Source organism: Leptolyngbya sp. 7M (assembly GCF_018128485.1).
The window spans coordinates 2,399,948-2,416,844 of the sequence record NZ_CP070897.1; the positions used below are offsets into that span (position 1 = coordinate 2,399,948).

Below are 16,897 nucleotides of genomic sequence, written 5' to 3' on the forward strand. Positions count from 1 at the left end.
CAAATGGGTACAATCTCCCTTACTTCTGAGGGAGATTTTATTAGGATATGCTGATCGCTGACCTCCTAAAAACCAGGAAATTTGGCGCTGTTCTAATCAATTTGGCTACTAACATCGATTTTTGCCAATTGCTAAACCTACTAGAAAAGGTAATTACTGAGTATCTGAATGTTTCTCCAAGTAAACGCTCCTGAATATTAGACTCGCTTCATCTAAATGTCATACCTTCATTCTGAAGGGACCTGATCCAGCCCTTGGAAAACGTTACCCTCATTTCTACCGCAGAGGAGATTTATGTACCAAAAAACACAATTGACGTTTGAAGAAAGAATTGGAGAAATCATTGGAATAACAATTTATGGTGCGCTTTTCCAAGCTTATCGCTGGTTCTGCGCTCTCTATAGGTTGTGGACTCGTGATTCTCGTTACGAAAACATCTATCCTTACGCTACCTATGCTCCCTGGAGTAAAGACAAGGATTTCCTAAAAATCTATCGCGCGATTCGGCACAATACGCTTGTTGATAAATACCGCTGTTTTGAACTTTGGTCATTGCTAGAGCAGACCAAGCATCTAGAAGGCAGCATTATTGAAATTGGTGTATGGAAGGGAGGTACAGGTGCCCTGATTGCCCAACAAGCTTGGCTGTGTGGAATTAACGACCCGGTTTATCTGTGCGATACATTTAAAGGAGTTGTCAAAGCATCCAAAAACGATTCAATGTATCGAGGCGGTGAACATGCTGATACTTCAAGAGCAATAGTAGAAAATCTTCTCGGCAAGCTAGGTCTAACCAATGCCAAGATTTTGGAAGGTATCTTTCCCGATGATACTGGACATTTAGTTGCAGGAGATCAATTTCGGTTCTGCCATATTGATGTAGATGTTTACCAATCTGCAAAAGATATAGTGGATTGGATCTGGGAGAAAATGGTGATCGGTGGAATCATTGTCTACGACGACTATGGTTTTTTGGGCTGTGATGGCGTCACCAAGCTTGTGGAAGAACAGCTCTCTTACTCGGATCGATTGGTGTTTCATAACCTGAATGGTCATGCAGTCGTAGTAAAAATGAAGTAATCAATCTTGGCTTTGGTGCGTCCAGTTAATCCAGGTTTGCTAACGCCAAATTCTTCCGTTGTTTCTCCAATCTTCTCCCATCGATATGGAACTTCAAGGTAAAACAATTTTAATTACCGGGATCGGTGGATTTATTGGTCTCCGTGCTGCTGAAATGGCAGTTCAGAGAGGCATGAAGGTTCGTGGTATACAGCGCACGGCTGAGAAAGCTCAAGCGGCTAGAGCACTTGGCGCAGAGGTGGTAATTGGCAGCATTACCGATCCTGCCGTTACAGAGCGAGCTTGTCAGGGTGTAGATATTGTTCTCCACACCGCGGCAATTGTGCGGGAAGAAGGAGACGTAAATAAGTTCATGGATACTAACGTAGGCGGCACTCTCAATTTGGCAAAAACTGCCAAGGCGGCGGGTGTCCGGTGCTTTGTTCATCTCTCTAGCGTCATGGTATATGGCTACAGCTATCCGAATCACGTCAACGAATCAGGTCCGCTTTACACCGGCGACAATCCCTATTGCAAAACTAAGGTGGAAGCCGAAAAGCAGCTTCTACCACTAAATGACTCGGACTTTGGCATCATCACAATTCGTCCAGGAGATGTGTATGGCCCTCGCTCGTTGGTTTGGGTAGTACGTCCGCTGCAACTGATGAAGAAACGCCTGTTTGTATTAATGGACGGAGGGCGAAACATCATCAACCACATCTATGTAGACAACTTAATCGATGGCATCTTTCTGGCAATTGAGAAAGAGGCTTACGGAGAGGCGTTCAACCTGACTGATGGTGCTGCCACAACTTGGCGCGAGTACGCAACTTGGCTATCGAAAATTAGCGGTATGCCCAAACCGATCTCCTTGCCGGGTTTTGTAGTCAGAACTCTAGTTAAACTGCGGATTAGCGACGATAGTATCTCAATGTCATCGATTGATGTACTTTCGCGTCGCTACGCCTATTCAATTGAAAAGGCATGGTCTGTTTTGGGATACCAACCCAGCATCAGCTTAGAGGAAGGGATGGCACGCACGGCAGAATGGCTACGAAAGGAGGACATCTATTCACCGGAGTGGATAGCTCGTGCCAAAGCTTCTAAATAAACGAATCAAGTTGCTAAAGTGCTTCTTACTAAAACAATTAACAGTATTGCTGAAGTAACTTGGATGACTCAGACAACTTAGATAACAAAAGATGATATTAGGATAATTCATCTATTATTACCTTTCACCTTCCGCTCACGTTTCTGCTCACGTTTCTGCTCAATGCGTTCTACCTGAGCTTTTTAAGCCTCAGGGCTTCCCATCAATTTCTGTCCTTTACTTCCGATCTCCCTATGAAAGTTTTACTTGTTTGGCCTCGTTTACCGAACTCATTTTGGTCCTATCAGGAAACCCTCGATCTGATTGGCCTCAAAACCAACATGCCGCCCCTGGGACTGATTACCGTGGCTGCACTTTTGCCTCAAGAGTGGGAAATGCGCTTGATCGACCGCAACGTTCGTATGGAGACCGAGGAAGATTGGGACTGGTGCGATTTGGTCATCACCTCGGCCATGATTGTGCAGCGCGATGATCTGCGGGACGTGATATACCGGCGGTACGTAGATCACGGAAGCGTTAGCTCCGGTCTCCTTCACCGCATCAGCGACCGTGTTGAATACCGGCACCCCCTCGTGCGTCGTCCCGCCTTTGCCGGGCGTAACTCCGCCTACGACATTCGTGCCGTAGTCACGCATCTGCAACATATGAAACGTGCCTTCTTTTCCAGTTATACCCTGGACTATCAGGCGCGTATTCTTATCGACTAAAACTGCCAAAGCATTTCTCCTAAGCTATTTGAAGTAAAGCCGGATTATAGCACGATGCGCATTTTCTTCGACAACCGCCCGCCTGCAACTTTTTGTGAACATTTGCTTTTCACTTTCCGTTAAAAGACGTGTTGCTCGGCTTTCGCAACCGGTATCACTGATTTTCCCCAATTCTGCGCGAGTGCGAGCACTTTGAGAAATGCGCCAACTTTATTCATTTTATTCCGACGCGTTCTGGATCGCCTTCAAATCCATAATGGAGCACAAACTTCGTGCGTTCCTTACGCTTATTGGCATCATCATCGGGGTCGCGGCCGTGGTGGTCGTCGGCGCCTCGATCTCAGGGCTAAAGACTTATGTTATCGGTCAGGTATCAAAGGTTCTCGGCTCAAACCACTTTATGATCACGCGAATGGCCCAGGTCGGCGACATGTCGGACGAAGAATGGGAACGGATGAACCGGCGCAACAAGGACGTTACCTGGGAAGAATTCGAATACGTTCGCGATCAGTGCCGCCTTTGCAGTTACGTTGGAGCGCAGATGAATGCCGGGGCTGACCTGAAGGAAGGCACAGCCGAATTGCCCGCGACTCGTATGATCGGAGTTACGGACAATATGTATGAGATTGAAGACAAAACTCTGACGACCGGGCGTTTTTTCTCTGCAGAAGAAGTAAATCGCTCGGCAAAGGTCGCAGTTATCGGTTCCGACGTCGCAGAAAAATTCTTTGAATTCACGAACCCTGTTGGTAAGACACTTAAGATACGTGGTGTTCCGGTCGAGATAATCGGCGTCGAACAAAAACGCGGATCATTTTTTGGTCAGTCGCAGGATCGCCACGTCTATATCCCGATCACACTACATAATCAAATATTCAACCGGACCGGTGGAATCCAGATACACGGAAAAACAGTTGAATCAGAAACCTTCAAGGCCGCCATTGATGAGGCTCACCTGATACTTAGGAATAAACGGCGGCTGCTCGGAAGCGAGGAGAGCACGTTCTCTGTCGTGAACGTCGATGAATTCAATTCAACGATGGATCAGATAACGGGGGCCATCGCCGCCGTCGTCATACCAATAACGATGATCATTTTGGTCGTTGGGGGCATCGTCGTGATGAACATAATGCTTGTTTCGGTTACCGAAAGGACTTTCGAGGTCGGTTTGCGAAAAGCGATCGGTGCATCGCGCCAACAGATATTGCTTCAATTCCTGATCGAATCTGCTCTGCTTTGCGTAGTTGGCGGATTGCTGGGGCTAATTTTGGCGGTCGGTGCAACACAGCTTGTTGGTTATCTACTGGATATGACAATGACCATAACCATTGGATACGTGATCCTTTCCGTAGGCGTTTCGAGTGTCATTGGAATCATCGCGGGCTTGTATCCGGCGTGGAAGGCTTCTCGGCTTGATCCGATCGTCGCCTTGACGCAAAGCTGAGGGAATTGTTCGGAGCAAAGATGTAAATGTGATCTACGAAATATGTTCGGTCTTATTTCGCTAAGTCCTCACTCACCATACGCCTTTGCAATAAAAAAATATGCGGTTTTCAACATCATTACCGGTCGAAGTCCTGAAGATGGCGTATGACAGCGTCGTCTCGCATAAGTTTCGCTCATTCTTGACGATCCTTGGGATCGTAGTTGGCATCATAACCGCGGTCGTTGTCGCCTCGATCTTGACCGGAATGCGCCAAAGCATTGTTGCGATGTTCGAGGAATACGGCACGAACAATATCTACCTCTTCCACCTCTCTACAGGATTTGGCCCGCCCAACCGAGATGAGCGAAACAGAAAACCGCTTACATGGGATGACGCACAGGCAGTTCTGGCTCAATCATCTTCGGTTGAGGATATTACCACGGTCGCAGTAAATATCGGCTCGTGGGGCTCGGGCTTCGACGACAATATGATCTACAAGGACAAGAACTATCGGTGGGCATTGACCGATGGCGTCGAACCCAATTACGCCCAAGTAACAAACCTTCATATAAGGACCGGGCGATGGCTTACGGAAATGGACAATTACGAGCGTCGGAACGTTCTTGTCATCGGCATAAATGCGGTCGAGGCTCTTTTCAACGGTGATCCGGACGAAGCTCTGGGAAAGGTCATACGTATGAACGGCCAATCTTGGGAGATCGTTGGAGTTCTTGAGAAACGTCAGGCCGGCTTTTTCGGAGAAAATGAAGAAGACCGAAAGATATTTATGCCCTTTCGGACCGCGCGAAAGGTGGCCCCGACGCGTGATGCGGTGTTGCACATCGCTCAGGCAAAGACCGGACAATTGAACGATGCGGTAAACGAGATCGAAGGCATCCTCCGGCTCAGACGCGGCGTGAAATACGGGGAGCCTAACGATTTCGACGTAAAGACTGCGGACGATTTTATGCGTCAGTTTGATGGCATAATTGCAGGTATTGGCAGCGCTGCGATCGCAATTTCACTTCTCGGACTTCTGGTCGGCGGGATCGGCGTGATGAACATCATGCTCGTATCCGTAACAGAACGGACAAAAGAGATCGGCATCCGGAAGGCCATCGGCGCGACGCGCGGCGCGATCGTATTTCAGTTCCTTTCGGAAGCAATGGCCCTTACGCTATTAGGCGGCGTTATCGGAGTTGCGATATCGATCGGGATCAGCAACCTGCTTCTTGCACTTTTGCCCTCTCTGCCTGCAAAGGTCGAACTTTGGATGATCCTGACCTCACTGACCGTCTCGGTCTTGATCGGCCTTGTCTTCGGCGTGTTACCTGCCCGCAAAGCCGCAAAACTCGACCCAATAGAGTGTCTCAGATATGAATAAGAAATAGGTGTCTTTTTTGAGTCAGGCAAACCAGCCCTTCTTTGCCCCAGACCTAATCCTAACTTATATGTGATTCGTTGATCCTATTGTATCTCAATATGGAATAGATTATATTTCTTGCCTAAGCCCAATTTTAGTGAGGTATTGCCTGAGCAAGGTCTTTATGCTCTGTGCACTGCCTGAGATTATGAATTCAACAATATAGGAGTATCGTTATGCGAATCCCCAAGCACATTCTGCAGGTAGTTTATTCAGTTGCCCTGGTCCTTTCAGTATCGATCTTGGTTTATTCGATGCCTTTGTTTTCGGGAGCTATTTTTACTTCCGACGAGAGCGGTCAGCCGGTAAATCAAAACATTTACCTTTATGCCCAAGATGTCTATCTGAATGGCGGCCCAAATAACAATAACAGCAGCGGCTTACCTGCAAACACCACATTTTATTTTCAGGTAACCGATCCGAGTGGCCGTGTTTTGCTTTCAGCAGATCTTGCGGAATGTCGTCAGGTCGTCACAAATTCAGATGGCAGGATCTATGGTGTTCCTGCGGGTCCCGGTTGTTTTCACTCGGTTGGAACCGTCGACCCGAGTAATGGCTCGCTTGCGGTACAACTTTATCCCTTTAATCCTACGCCGAACAAAGGTGGTGAGTACAAAGTCTGGTTGATACCCGTGAGCGACGCCACGATCGCCGATGATGGTAGAACCCTTGAATTTAGTAATCGAAACGCGAAAACCGACAACTATAAGTTGAGAAATGCCCCGAATTGCATCATCGCTCTTCCAGGTGGGTGCGTTCCGCCTTTAGACTAATTCAGCATAAATTTATTTTTACGGCTCGCTAGTTTGCGGGCCGTTTCCATTTCTTATCGGAACTTGCATCCATAAGCCCGCACTTTAGCTCTTTTCTGCCCCTGCTGTGCCTACTGCTGCCCATTAGGACAACATCAATATCTGTTCGTAAGAAGGTACCAGGACCTTCCAGCCAAAGCGTTCGCGGATATGGGCGGCCATTGCGTCCGCTGCATCGGGTTCACCGTGTGTGGTAAATACCATTCCAGGCGTGTTTGGTAAGCCTTCAAGCCATTTTAAGACCGCTTTCCAGTCGGCGTGGGCCGAAAATCCATCAACCTTCTCGACATGGCAGCGGACCGGAACGGTTTGTTTCATTATCCTTACCTCTTTCTCGCCGTCTTGAACACGTCGGCCGGTTGTACCCGCAGCCTGAAATCCGACGAAGACCACTGTTGCATTCTCTTCCGGGAGTATCCGCATCGCATGATGAAGGACGCGTCCGCCGGTCATCATACCGGAAGACGAGATTATTAGTTACCGCCGCGTAGCGCACCACCCATTCTTCGTCATCGCAGACAAACAGCAGCGCATCCAATGCCTCAGCCTGGGCCATTTCCAATTCATCAGCTGGAAACTGAGGCCATTTGAGCGTGCCTAACCCCCGCGCCGCCGCGCGCCGCACACTCATGGCAAAATCAGCGGTGGCCGCTCCCAAGAGGGTCGTCAGACCTCGCGGATCGCCAATCCCGGCCAACGCCCGAATCGCCCAGGCTCGCGCCGTATAGTTATGCCGGTCCAGTTGATCCAGCAGCGCCGGCACCGCCGGTTCTCCAATTTTGATTAACCCATCTACCGCGGCCACCGCCGCCCCTGGATTGTTGTAGCTGAGGGCCGCAATCAGCGTAGGCACCGCCCCAACGTCCGCTGCATTTGCTAAGTCTTGCACAGCTTCGAGCAAGCGGGCCGACGAATCCGCCGCATCAACCGCCGCAATCAGAGTCTTTAGAGTATCTGGCATGGAGGCAGAAAACAGGATTGATGATCAGGTCTATATGGTATTGTCGAATGCCGATGGCCCGCAATGCGAGTGGTTGGGGTCAGGTGTAACAAATCGATTCAATCGCTCAATTGAATTGCAATTGAGCCGCCCTATAGCAACTCATCCATCAACGCCATCACCCGGATTGCCCCCTCGTTTAAGCCAGGGGGTTGGCGTTGCTGAATTTGGGTTTCTAAGAGACCTTTGAGGGCAATCAGCTTGAGGCTATTTTCGGCTAGGGTTTGGGCAATCGGTTCCGCGGCCGCCAGATAGCCAATCGCGCCCAAATCAGCCAAGGCCGCCCGCCGCAACTGCAATTCATCGCCGGCTAGTGCCGCCACTAAGCGATCGCCATACTGACTGGCCGCGGTCGGGTCTGGCGTCAATTGATACAAAGCACGCGCCGCCGCATATTGAATCCGGGGAATTTCATGCTGCAAAAACGGCAGAATCAAGGGAACCGCTGTGCTCGCCTGCAGGGTGCCGAGGGCTTCTAGAATGGCGTCGTAGGGCTGCACCAGATAGGGCGGTTCGGGAGCCGGTAGCGTGCCAGGAATTTGATCTTGCAGTAGAGCGAGCAAGGCCGGAATACCGCTTGGGTCTCCTAAGAGTTCCAACGACTGGGCCGCCGCTTCACGCACATAGAAATCCGAGCAGCTGAGGGCTTGAATCAGAGCCGGAACCGCCCGCCGATCACCCAATTTCCCCAAAGCACGAGCCGCATTGCGCCGCAACGGATAACCACCGGCTTCAGTGCGATCAGCCTCATCTTCCAGGGCTGTGATCAAGATATCGATCGCTAAAGGTTCATCGACACGGAACCGGCCCAGCCACCAGGCCGCATACACCCGCAGGCCCAAATCTTCACCTTGGAGGTTCGCGATGGCTTGCTCGACGGTAAGCGAATCGCTGGTGATGGCATCGGTGTTGTCCTGATCAAACGGTTGTTCGGGCATTGGAGGATCGGATAGAGGATATGAAAAACAAATTCGTTGAGTGACTTACCAGCCAACAAGCTGGAGGAGTTCACTTTCCTGAAAATGGGCATCGCGACTGACCCGGAGTCAATCATGTTGACCCGCAATCGCTGCAATCCAAATATCATTTTCAGGCAGAAGGCGACCTTTGAGGCGCAACGACTGTTTCATTTCACCAGACCAACGGGCCGTAGTTGCATCACAGCCAAGCACCACACTGCTAGCAACCAATGCGCCGATCCGAGCTAGATTAGCCTGCACTCGGCCTGATTTGCGCGCACCATCATGCAATTCAGCAATGGCAATGCCAGGGATCAACCCTTCAGTCGCTTCAGCTAGATGCTCTCGAACCGTTGTTTCATTGGCAAAAAGCGCAATCAAAAAGCGCAATGATGATATTGGGATCGAGCAAATATCTACCACTCATTCAAATCAACTTGTTCACAGTCTTGCTCAATTGCCTCGCGCATTAATCGTAGATCATCGCTGGGAATGGTGCCCGCAAATTGCAACAGTTGAGCACCAGGAGTGCCTTGAATCGGTGAATGGGCCAGCGAGCGGACAAACTCCAACACCTGCTGCTGCAAGGGTTGAGGCAACCCTTCTAACTGCTGAACAATAGTTTGAATCATCGAGGTTTCCATGCTAGTCAGGTCAGAGAAGTGCAACCTTTCAAATTCCTAATCGTTTGCGGGCTTCAGCTAGAGAAACTCGACGACTTGAACCAGAGCGTTGAGAGAGAAAAGCCATGAATTCGTCGTTCTGCCGTAAGGCTTCCACTTCAGCCGCAAAATCATCCACCAGTGATAACACAAACTCTGTCCCATCGGGTTTTCTCAGAATCAGAGTATCCTGTTCTGCTAGTTCAATCAGTTCAGCCATCGCCTCTTCGGTGATTCCAATCGTGAACTTCATGGCTCATAAGCATAAAACCTGATGAGTATATTACCTGAATACCACACGATATCTAGAATCGGCTATAATAGAACACAAATAACCAGCTTACTCCGTCAAGCAAGCTGGTTACTTAAAATCAAATAAAGGAGGAAATGCAAATGAAGTGGCTTTTCTTAGCCATTGAAGTTGCGCAGCTTATAGTTGCTATTGCGCAGCTTTCTAATTAACATTCCCTATCCCAGTGCTGGAACACTGGTTTTTTTATTTTGTCATATCACTATACTAGCTTAATTTGTCATTTTTAACAGATATTTTGTCAAAATGACAGGCACTAAATCTTATGACACTTTTGTCATGCCTTCAAATTTGAAGCGCATCTAACGACTAGTTGTCCTCTATCGTGCGACGATTAGATTATTTAGGTTTCTCAACTTCATACAAGCGAAAGCGAAATGCTCCTTCCTATACAGAAAGGCTGATAATCAGTTCTACTTTAAAATCAGTTCAGTGCTCATCAGGCTTAGTAACTTACTTTATTGCAAAAATGCAATAGATTAAAATGTCTCCCTCTACGAAACCGACTTCTATGCTTGGCCCCAAGAGCAGGTGACGTTGCTCAAAACCCAACAGTGGCAGCACTTAGACACACCCAATCTGATTAAGGAAATCGAAAGCTTGGGTCGCAGAGAACGGCAAGAGTTGCGTAATCGCTTGGCTGTTTTGCTAGGGCACTTATTGAAATGGCAGTTCCAGTCTCAAAACCGCAGCAATAGCTAGCTAGGCACGATTCGAGAACAGCGATTTCAAATCAAGCTGCTTTTGCAAGATAGCTCCAGTCAGCGCCCCGATTTAGACCAAGGCTTTGCCGATGCCGATCCACTTGGTTGAGCCATTGCCATTCGAGAAACACAGTTGGGGGAGACGCGATTTCCAGAAAGCTGTCCCTACACACTAGAGCAAACGCTGAATCCTGAGGTTTCGCCGCCAGATTCAACATTCATTCGCTCAACCGTTGATTAAGCGATAAACCCGCAATGCACAACCAATTCAAACCCATTGGCTCGCTCTCACCCACTTCAACTAATGATGTATAACGTGCTGTATACATCATCATTGTCGATATAGTCAGAAACGTTCAACTCAAAACAATGCCCGGAGCGATCAACCATCATCGAGACTCGACAACAGTTCACCTCTCCGGGCCAAGTTAAACCGACTAAATCAATCGCCTGAATTAGCTCAGAGCGTTGATGGCATAGTCGATGTAGGAGTTAGCTTCTACCGCCGGGTCACCCGACAGACCGTGGTTGGCCTTGATGTACTTGAGGGCTTCCACATACCAGCTCGGCGACAGATCAAAGGTGCGGTTGATTTCCGCCAGACCCGAAATCAGATAATCATCCATCGGGCCAGTACCGCCCACCACCAAGCAGTAGGTAACCATGCGCAGATAGTAGCCGATGTCCCGCACACACTTGGAGCGACCCGTATTGGTCGAGGCATAGTTAGGGCCTTGCATTTGGGTCGTGTAGGGGAACTTTTGGTACACCGCATTGGCAGCACCTTCAGCCAAGCTTTGCGCCTTCGACGACAGCGCTTTAGCGGCTTCCAGGCTAGCCGCCGCCTGCCGGAAGCGACCAAAGGCAGCTTGCATTTCGGTCGAGCTGAGGAACCGGCCTTGCGAATCTGCCGCAGCCACGGCTTCGGTTAAAGGAGTCTTCATGGTCAGGTTATCTCCCAAGTAAATCGGTAAATCAATACAAACAAGAATTCGTGAATCAGCAATCAACGAAACTAGGCCACAGCGCTCGCCGCGCGATCAAAATAGCCACCCAGTTCGGCAATCAAGTTGCTGCAATCGCCCGGAGTGATGTTGTTGCGGTCGTTGGCAATCGCAATCGCCGCATCCTTCATTTTCTGCACACCCACCGCGACCGACGCACCCGGAGTGCCCAGCGCCAGGTAGGTTTCCCGCACGAGTAACCCCCTGCTGCAAAAGCAGATAAACAGCATAGCTCTGCTCGGCCTGATAGAACGCGGCCAGAATATTTCCGCCGTCGACGGCCTGTTGGCCGCTACCCTCCGCCTGCAGCACAGCATAATTCACTGTTGATTGAAATGTGGCCGTGAGCTCAGGCATCACGCGAACGCCTTCCGGAAGTTTCTCCAAGACATTTGCGAAATATTCTTCAAGAGCTTTTGCGATCTCCTCGATGTTTGCTCCGCAATTGAACAGGATGTCTCGGGCCGCGCTATCTTGAAGAAGCGCATAAAGCAAATGCTCAAGTGTTACATATTCATGGCGGTGCTTAACCGCCTGATCGACGGCAAAGCTAAGTGTTTCTTCCAATTCCCGTGTCAGCATCTAGCTTGATTCTAACAATTTTTGCGTATCTTCAGTCAATGAATTTGAAGGGCCTGATCTTACGGCCATCGAACCTTTTTATTGGGTGAACTGATCGAACTTTTTAAGGTCAAGGTAATTTTCGGTAATGGTAAAGTTCGATATATAATCCGGCAAAAATATGAAATGTAAAATGACGATATGGCTGTTTTGTGTACAGTTAGCTCTGGGATATGCAATCTCTTCCGTCGCCCAGACCGAATACTTTCCTCCGCGGAGTGAATGGGAAAGGCGTCTGCCACAGGAGATGGGACTTGACCCTGTGCGGTTGAGGTCAGCGGTCGAGTTCGCTGTTTCGAATGAGGCTAGGACGCCGCGAAATTTAGAACTTGCGCATTACCAATCATTCGGGCGAGAGCCTTATGGCGAAGCAGTTGGCTTGTTCAAAGAGCGCGGTCCGGCAACAGGATTGATCATACGGCGAGGACGTATTGTTGCCGAATGGGGAGAACCGGACCGTGTTGATATGACGTTCAGCGTAACGAAAAGCTTTCTTTCAACAACGGTAGGACTTGCTTATGATCACGGACTTATACGATCCCTACAAGACCGAGCGGCGTTGGCCTCAGCAATGACATTCGTCTATCACCCGGGGCAGCGTTTCGATAAAGCTGAGGATTTTGGAAAACCTCGATATCTTGAACTATTTGCCGGTGAACATAACAGCAAGATTACCTGGGAACACCTTCTGCGGCAAACAAGCGATTGGGAAGGCACGCTCTGGGGAAAACCGGATTGGGCGGATCGACCCGATCGCGACAACTCAACCTGGCTTACTCGGAAACGAAATGAACCGGGAAACGTTTATGAATATAACGATGTTCGTGTCAACGTTCTTGCGTTGGCTGCGCTAAATGTTTGGCGTAAACCGCTTCCACAAGTATTGAAGGAATTCATTATGGATGAGATAGGAGCCTCTAACACTTGGCGTTGGTATGGCTATGAGAATTCGTTCGTACTTATCGATGGCCAGATCATTCAATCAGTAAGCGGCGGTGGACATTGGGGCGGAGGAATGTTCATCAATGCGTATGATATGGCTCGGTTCGGACTTCTCACGCTTCGTCGTGGAAAATGGAATGGAAGGCCCCTTCTTTCGGAGCGCTTTATCCGCGAAGCGACTACCCCGACAACTGCTCAACCAACCTATGGTTTTATGAACTATTTTCTGAACACGGGGAAAGCTTATTTGAAGTCTGCCCCGGAAAGTGCGTATGCCCATGTTGGGAACGGTGTTAATATCGTTTATGTCGATCCTGAAAATGATCTTGTTGTAGTTGCTCGCTGGCTCGATCAGGCGAAGCTGGATGAATTCGTCGGCCTTGTGCTCGCTAGTGTTAGATGAGCAATGCATACCTGCCTATTCATAATTTACCTATTGAGTCTAACCGGTTGAGTTCTGACAGACGCACTTCGGATGTTAATATTTGTTGGGTCTCAAAATGAGCGCTTTGCCCGCAAATATTGAAAGTGCCGTTGACGAAGCCGTCAGCCAACTTATCTCGCGCATCTCTGACGATCGTGGGCTTACGAGTGAGATCTTGAAGCCACGCATCCTCGCCGCCCTTGAAAAGTACCTATTTAAGTCCGAACCAAATGCGGACAAGAATGCCGTTCGTTCGTTCATCGAAGATATTCGGGCCGACGATCTATGTTTGATAATTGCCTGTGAACGCGGTGATGAAAAGGCTTGGGAAGACCTTGTTGCGAATTATGATCCGACGGTCCGATCAGCCGCGAGAAAGATGACATCTAACAGTGAGGATGCAGAGGACCTTGCAGGTTCGATCTGGGCTGAGCTATACGGTTTGCGGCAGGACGCCGAAGGTAACAGGAAAAGTAAACTTAGCTATTATTCAGGGCGGGGTTCACTAGCTGGATGGTTGCGGGCTGTCGTTTCCCAGCTCGCGGTTGATGAGTATCGCAAACAATCACGATTCGTCCAGATAGAAGAAGATAGATCTTTCGAAAATCTTGCTGAGGACGCTGCGAATAATTCTAACCATTCGCAGGTGGTCCATACAGACTCGAACCCTGAAGACATCTTTACTGAAAAGAGCACCAGCGAGGATGTTTCGGCAGCTTTGCGGAAAGCGATCACAGAACTCGAAAGCGAAGACAGGCTTGTCCTTAAAATGTATTATTTCGATGACTTGAAGCTAAAGGATATTGCCGCAGCTTTCGGATATCACGAAGCGACCGCAAGCCGAAAGCTTGTTCGCGTTCAGGCCGAGATCAGAAAGTCTGTTGAAAAACAGTTGATGGGGGTTCATGGCTGGTCGAGTGATGAGGTAAAGAGATCTCTCTCCGATGCGGCCGCAAAGTTAGGAATAAGTCTTGAAACCGCACTCGGTGCTTGGGCCGCAGCGTTATTGGTGCAAGATATCTGGCGGTGAACCGTTCTTTATGTGGGCTATGAAACCGGCTTGACCGCTGAGATATTGGCACGTTGAGTTCAGAAGCCAGGTTTTCGTGGATGTCATGGTCTTGAACTACTTGTATTTGATGCTCAGCGATCCTACGTCTTGGCGGGAAGCAATGAAGTGAATTGATGAAAATCGATTTCGACAAGGAGATAGATGCTCTTTTGCGGCAGGATGCACGCAGGCAGACGATCACAATAAGTGAGATATCTGCACCACACATCGACGCGGATGAGCTTGCGGCGCTCGCTGAGAACGCCGTGCCTCCAGTTGCGCGAATGAGTTATATATCGCACCTGGTGGAATGCGATCCTTGCCGGAAAGTTCTTTCTTCAGTTATCGAATTGAACGCCGAAGCAGTGGCCGCTTCGGCTGTTTCGCCCATCGCCGAAGTAGTACCGGTCGCTGTTCCAGTCGTACCGTGGTACCAAAAACTATTCGGCATACAGGGTCTGGCATACGGCATGGGAGCATTGGTCTTACTGTTTGCCGGATTTATTGGCATCTCTCTTCTAAATAATGCGGGCAGCGAAACGGCAAGTTCGTTTTCAAACACCAATAATACCGAGGCATACGAGGACAGCTCCGCCGAAGTGGCAGGAACACAGGGAACAAGAGAGCCATTTGAGAATGATGCCGCACCAATGGCGAATTCCTCTGTTGCAAAGAATGCTGCGACCGCACAGGAAAGATCAGCGGCCCCTGCTGCGAATGTCTCCGGTCCCGCGTATTCGAATACGACCGGCCCAATCCCCGCAGACGGTCTTGATACTGCTCGCGCCGCCACCTCGTCGCCTCCGCCTCCGGCACCTCTTGTGCCCTCGGCACCAACCGCAAGGCCTGCAAGGGAAGACTCGCCAATAGCCGAGGCCGCCCCTAGTACCATAGACGAGCAAGTGAAAGCAAAGGCCGCTGAACCAGTAATATCCCAGACCCAACGCGGGGCAGGAACGGTTTCCTCTGATCGCCAAGCAGCACCGAGCGGCGAGGCAAAGCGGGATATGCGAAATGAACGCGGCCGCGATCAGGTTCTTATGAGCGAGCGCTCGGCAGCCGTTGTTAATTCCAGAAGCGTCGGCGGAAAGAACTTTACGAGACGCGAAGGCGTTTGGTATGACTCCGCGTATTCTGGGGAAGCAACGACGAACGTGCGCCGTGGTACCGATGCATACCGGAGGCTCGATAGCGGTCTTCGTAATATCGCTGAAGCTCTTAGCGGGACGGTCGTTGTCGTGTGGAGAGATAAAGCCTACCGCATCCAATGATTTAAGACACGAAGTTAAAGGGTTATTATAGGGACGCAAGTAAAAAGAACTTGCGTCCTTTAATCTGTGACTATTGAACTGGAAAATATTCAGCTTCTCGCTAAGCAATGCGGGATCGACGCGATCGGGGCAGCTCCGGTCGAACGGCTCGACAATGAAGCAGAACGTCTTTTCGATTGGATCGACAAACGTTTTCACGGAGAAATGTCGTGGATAGCTCGTGAACCGGAAAAACGAAGGGCCGAGAGCATTATGCTGAGGGCCGAGAGGCTGAGGATGCTAAGAATACGTTTTTTAGTCATTTCGATTATTTGACCTCTTCAAGTTGAGTTGTATCTATAAAAACCCAAATAAATTAAAGTTTGGAGATTTTGGATTTTTCTCCCGCTTTTTGGATATTTGCAGGCCTTGATGCCTACACCTGCGAGCCCATCCAGATGGCGCTAAAATGATGCCCGTTCCAAGAAGGTATTCGCAGACAAATCTTTACCGCGACATTCCGATCCAAGATATCGAACCAAATAAAAATCTTACAAGTTCGGTTTGCGGTAACACAATAATATAAGCAACTTCAATTCCCAAGTCGCCAGAAGTGATTTTGGGATTTTCACTATTCGACAATGAATAACATTGGCAGGTTACGTCGAGGTTAAATTGCATCGTTTATAAAAAATATCTTGCATCCATACCGCCTTTTCCAGCGATTTTGCATCATAGAAGGTTCATTGAGGGGTTCTTTAACAAAATGTTTGTGAAAAATTACACAAATTTACGTAGTTTTTTGCATTCAGAATGGTCAATATTATGGCAACCGCTTTATTTGCAATAGTTAGCCTAGAACACTAAAAACTTGACTTTTTTGTAAGATTAGATTAGATTGTTCGCGAAGTCTGGGCTGTTTGAAATATCAGCGATACGGAATGCATGTTCCGCCAGTGAAAAAGGGGGAAATATTTAACGATATGGCACAAATAGAATACGCAACCGCATCATACAAAACTCCGATGCATCATCGCATCCTGGCGAATATGCCTGTTCTGGCAAGCTGGGTAGATGGTGACACCGGAAAGACGATCAAGGTAGAGGGAACCACCGAGAATATTGGTGAAACCAGCGCACTTGTGAATCTGGACGTTCTTCCGCCGGTCGGAAGCGAGGTAAAGCTCCGAATCCTTAAGGAAGAAAAGACGATCATTGAGGTCCAGACACAGGTCATACGGGTCGAGCGTGATCCGAGCAAGCCGCTCGCGGCACTTTCGGTTCTTCAGAATCTGAAGAAATGGAAGAACACGGCGATGACCGCCGCCCAGGAATGGGTAGTTCGGCATTGGCAATTGAACTACGAAGAAGAGTGGGTAAATTAAGTTTGCCCAGATCTCTTAATTAAAAAGAAGCTGATCGGACTTGAGAT

18 protein-coding genes and 5 pseudogenes are annotated in these 16,897 nt (G+C 49.1%); 12 read left to right on the forward strand and 11 right to left on the reverse strand.

All coding sequences use genetic code 11. The features are described 5' to 3' along the window. The first annotated feature begins 294 nt into the window (after window positions 1-294). Together JVX88_RS11505 and JVX88_RS11510 are read left to right on the forward strand one after the other, a co-directional pair. Window positions 295-1,080 carry a TylF/MycF/NovP-related O-methyltransferase gene (locus JVX88_RS11505; RefSeq protein ID WP_211627437.1) on the forward strand — a complete coding sequence of 262 codons (786 nt, stop codon included), beginning with the start codon at window positions 295-297 and terminating at the stop codon, window positions 1,078-1,080. Between the two features lie 85 nt (window positions 1,081-1,165). Continuing rightward, window positions 1,166-2,170 carry an NAD-dependent epimerase/dehydratase family protein gene (locus tag JVX88_RS11510; protein WP_211627438.1) on the forward strand — a complete coding sequence of 335 codons (1,005 nt, stop codon included), beginning with the start codon at window positions 1,166-1,168 and terminating at the stop codon, window positions 2,168-2,170. Window positions 2,171-2,439: 269 nt separating this feature from the next. On the opposite strand, the gene JVX88_RS43015 is transcribed toward JVX88_RS11510, so the two are convergent. Beyond that, window positions 2,440-2,886 carry a hypothetical protein gene (locus JVX88_RS43015; RefSeq protein WP_317134624.1) on the reverse strand — a complete coding sequence of 149 codons (447 nt, stop codon included), beginning with the start codon at window positions 2,884-2,886 and terminating at the stop codon, window positions 2,440-2,442. Window positions 2,887-3,076: 190 nt separating this feature from the next. On the opposite strand from JVX88_RS43015, the gene JVX88_RS11520 reads away from it, so the two are divergent. The 3 genes from JVX88_RS11520 (at window position 3,077) to JVX88_RS11530 (ending at window position 6,499) form a co-directional block, all read left to right on the forward strand. Then, entirely contained in the window at window positions 3,077-4,321 is a 1,245-nt protein-coding gene (locus tag JVX88_RS11520; RefSeq protein WP_211627439.1) for an ABC transporter permease, read from the forward strand. A gap of 100 nt (window positions 4,322-4,421) precedes the next feature. Further along, on the forward strand, window positions 4,422-5,687 hold the full coding sequence (locus tag JVX88_RS11525; RefSeq protein ID WP_211627440.1) for an ABC transporter permease: 1,266 nt from the start codon (window positions 4,422-4,424) through the stop codon (window positions 5,685-5,687). A gap of 215 nt (window positions 5,688-5,902) precedes the next feature. After that, on the forward strand, window positions 5,903-6,499 hold the full coding sequence (locus tag JVX88_RS11530) for a hypothetical protein (protein ID WP_211627441.1): 597 nt from the start codon (window positions 5,903-5,905) through the stop codon (window positions 6,497-6,499). Between the two features lie 123 nt (window positions 6,500-6,622). On the opposite strand, the gene JVX88_RS11535 is transcribed toward JVX88_RS11530, so the two are convergent. From JVX88_RS11535 to JVX88_RS11565, 7 genes and pseudogenes are all read right to left on the reverse strand, one after another. Beyond that, the gene (locus tag JVX88_RS11535; RefSeq protein ID WP_211629134.1) at window positions 6,623-6,856 is read right to left on the reverse strand and encodes an MBL fold metallo-hydrolase RNA specificity domain-containing protein; all 234 of its coding nucleotides are present in this window, start codon (window positions 6,854-6,856) and stop codon (window positions 6,623-6,625) included. 90 nt (window positions 6,857-6,946) lie between these two features. Beyond that, window positions 6,947-6,994, reverse strand: a pseudogene (locus tag JVX88_RS44010) (hypothetical protein); the annotation flags it as partial. 34 nt (window positions 6,995-7,028) lie between these two features. After that, window positions 7,029-7,499: pseudogene (locus JVX88_RS11545) on the reverse strand (HEAT repeat domain-containing protein); the annotation flags it as partial. 131 nt (window positions 7,500-7,630) lie between these two features. Further along, a complete protein-coding gene (locus JVX88_RS11550; protein ID WP_211627442.1) occupies window positions 7,631-8,476 on the reverse strand; it encodes a HEAT repeat domain-containing protein in 846 nt (281 codons plus the stop codon). A 108-nt stretch (window positions 8,477-8,584) separates the two neighbouring features. After that, window positions 8,585-8,887 (reverse strand): VapC toxin family PIN domain ribonuclease, encoded by a 303-nt coding sequence (locus tag JVX88_RS11555; protein WP_263975501.1) that lies wholly within the window; start codon window positions 8,885-8,887, stop codon window positions 8,585-8,587. A gap of 26 nt (window positions 8,888-8,913) precedes the next feature. Then, window positions 8,914-9,129, reverse strand: a complete 216-nt coding sequence (locus JVX88_RS11560; RefSeq protein WP_263975502.1) for a hypothetical protein — start codon at window positions 9,127-9,129, stop codon at window positions 8,914-8,916. A gap of 40 nt (window positions 9,130-9,169) precedes the next feature. Next, a complete protein-coding gene (locus JVX88_RS11565) occupies window positions 9,170-9,412 on the reverse strand; it encodes a hypothetical protein (protein WP_211627444.1) in 243 nt (80 codons plus the stop codon). A 561-nt stretch (window positions 9,413-9,973) separates the two neighbouring features. Between JVX88_RS11565 and JVX88_RS43020 the strand changes: the two are divergent. After that, window positions 9,974-10,171: pseudogene (locus tag JVX88_RS43020) on the forward strand (DUF29 domain-containing protein); the annotation flags it as partial. Window positions 10,172-10,291: 120 nt separating this feature from the next. After that, a complete protein-coding gene (locus JVX88_RS44015) occupies window positions 10,292-10,414 on the forward strand; it encodes a hypothetical protein (RefSeq protein WP_410503782.1) in 123 nt (40 codons plus the stop codon). 214 nt (window positions 10,415-10,628) lie between these two features. Here the strand turns inward: JVX88_RS44015 and cpcA are convergent, their stop codons facing one another. From cpcA to JVX88_RS38265, 3 genes and pseudogenes are all read right to left on the reverse strand, one after another. After that, the gene (gene cpcA, locus JVX88_RS11575; RefSeq protein ID WP_036009782.1) at window positions 10,629-11,117 is read right to left on the reverse strand and encodes a phycocyanin subunit alpha; all 489 of its coding nucleotides are present in this window, start codon (window positions 11,115-11,117) and stop codon (window positions 10,629-10,631) included. A 71-nt stretch (window positions 11,118-11,188) separates the two neighbouring features. Next, window positions 11,189-11,389, reverse strand: a pseudogene (locus JVX88_RS11580) (phycocyanin subunit beta); the annotation flags it as partial. A 199-nt stretch (window positions 11,390-11,588) separates the two neighbouring features. After that, window positions 11,589-11,759 (reverse strand): annotated as a pseudogene (locus tag JVX88_RS38265) (Clp protease N-terminal domain-containing protein); the annotation flags it as partial. 172 nt (window positions 11,760-11,931) lie between these two features. On the opposite strand from JVX88_RS38265, the gene JVX88_RS11585 reads away from it, so the two are divergent. The 5 genes from JVX88_RS11585 (at window position 11,932) to JVX88_RS11605 (ending at window position 16,850) form a co-directional block, all read left to right on the forward strand. Then, the gene (locus tag JVX88_RS11585; protein ID WP_211627445.1) at window positions 11,932-13,143 is read left to right on the forward strand and encodes a serine hydrolase domain-containing protein; all 1,212 of its coding nucleotides are present in this window, start codon (window positions 11,932-11,934) and stop codon (window positions 13,141-13,143) included. Window positions 13,144-13,240: 97 nt separating this feature from the next. After that, entirely contained in the window at window positions 13,241-14,194 is a 954-nt protein-coding gene (locus JVX88_RS11590; protein WP_211627446.1) for an RNA polymerase sigma factor, read from the forward strand. A 155-nt stretch (window positions 14,195-14,349) separates the two neighbouring features. Beyond that, the gene (locus JVX88_RS11595) at window positions 14,350-15,486 is read left to right on the forward strand and encodes a hypothetical protein (RefSeq protein WP_211627447.1); all 1,137 of its coding nucleotides are present in this window, start codon (window positions 14,350-14,352) and stop codon (window positions 15,484-15,486) included. A gap of 66 nt (window positions 15,487-15,552) precedes the next feature. Next, on the forward strand, window positions 15,553-15,801 hold the full coding sequence (locus tag JVX88_RS11600) for a hypothetical protein (protein WP_211627448.1): 249 nt from the start codon (window positions 15,553-15,555) through the stop codon (window positions 15,799-15,801). A gap of 647 nt (window positions 15,802-16,448) precedes the next feature. Continuing rightward, entirely contained in the window at window positions 16,449-16,850 is a 402-nt protein-coding gene (locus JVX88_RS11605; RefSeq protein WP_211627449.1) for a hypothetical protein, read from the forward strand. Window positions 16,851-16,897 lie beyond the last annotated feature (47 nt).

What these genes read in the sequence shown, in the direction of transcription:
- JVX88_RS11505 (WP_211627437.1), top strand. Translation starts at nt 295, where the DNA reads ATGTACCAAAAAACACAATTGACGTTTGAAGAAAGAATTGGAGAAATC.
- JVX88_RS11510 (WP_211627438.1), top strand. Translation starts at nt 1,166, where the DNA reads ATGGAACTTCAAGGTAAAACAATTTTAATTACCGGGATCGGTGGATTT.
- JVX88_RS11520 (WP_211627439.1), top strand. Translation starts at nt 3,077, where the DNA reads ATGCGCCAACTTTATTCATTTTATTCCGACGCGTTCTGGATCGCCTTC.
- JVX88_RS11525 (WP_211627440.1), top strand. Translation starts at nt 4,422, where the DNA reads ATGCGGTTTTCAACATCATTACCGGTCGAAGTCCTGAAGATGGCGTAT.
- JVX88_RS11530 (WP_211627441.1), top strand. Translation starts at nt 5,903, where the DNA reads ATGCGAATCCCCAAGCACATTCTGCAGGTAGTTTATTCAGTTGCCCTG.
- JVX88_RS11535 (WP_211629134.1), bottom strand. Translation starts at nt 6,856, where the DNA reads ATGAAACAAACCGTTCCGGTCCGCTGCCATGTCGAGAAGGTTGATGGA.
- JVX88_RS11550 (WP_211627442.1), bottom strand. Translation starts at nt 8,476, where the DNA reads ATGCCCGAACAACCGTTTGATCAGGACAACACCGATGCCATCACCAGC.
- JVX88_RS11560 (WP_263975502.1), bottom strand. Translation starts at nt 9,129, where the DNA reads ATGATTCAAACTATTGTTCAGCAGTTAGAAGGGTTGCCTCAACCCTTG.
- JVX88_RS11565 (WP_211627444.1), bottom strand. Translation starts at nt 9,412, where the DNA reads ATGAAGTTCACGATTGGAATCACCGAAGAGGCGATGGCTGAACTGATT.
- cpcA (WP_036009782.1), bottom strand. Translation starts at nt 11,117, where the DNA reads ATGAAGACTCCTTTAACCGAAGCCGTGGCTGCGGCAGATTCGCAAGGC.
- JVX88_RS11585 (WP_211627445.1), top strand. Translation starts at nt 11,932, where the DNA reads ATGACGATATGGCTGTTTTGTGTACAGTTAGCTCTGGGATATGCAATC.
- JVX88_RS11590 (WP_211627446.1), top strand. Translation starts at nt 13,241, where the DNA reads ATGAGCGCTTTGCCCGCAAATATTGAAAGTGCCGTTGACGAAGCCGTC.
- JVX88_RS11595 (WP_211627447.1), top strand. Translation starts at nt 14,350, where the DNA reads ATGAAAATCGATTTCGACAAGGAGATAGATGCTCTTTTGCGGCAGGAT.
- JVX88_RS11605 (WP_211627449.1), top strand. Translation starts at nt 16,449, where the DNA reads ATGGCACAAATAGAATACGCAACCGCATCATACAAAACTCCGATGCAT.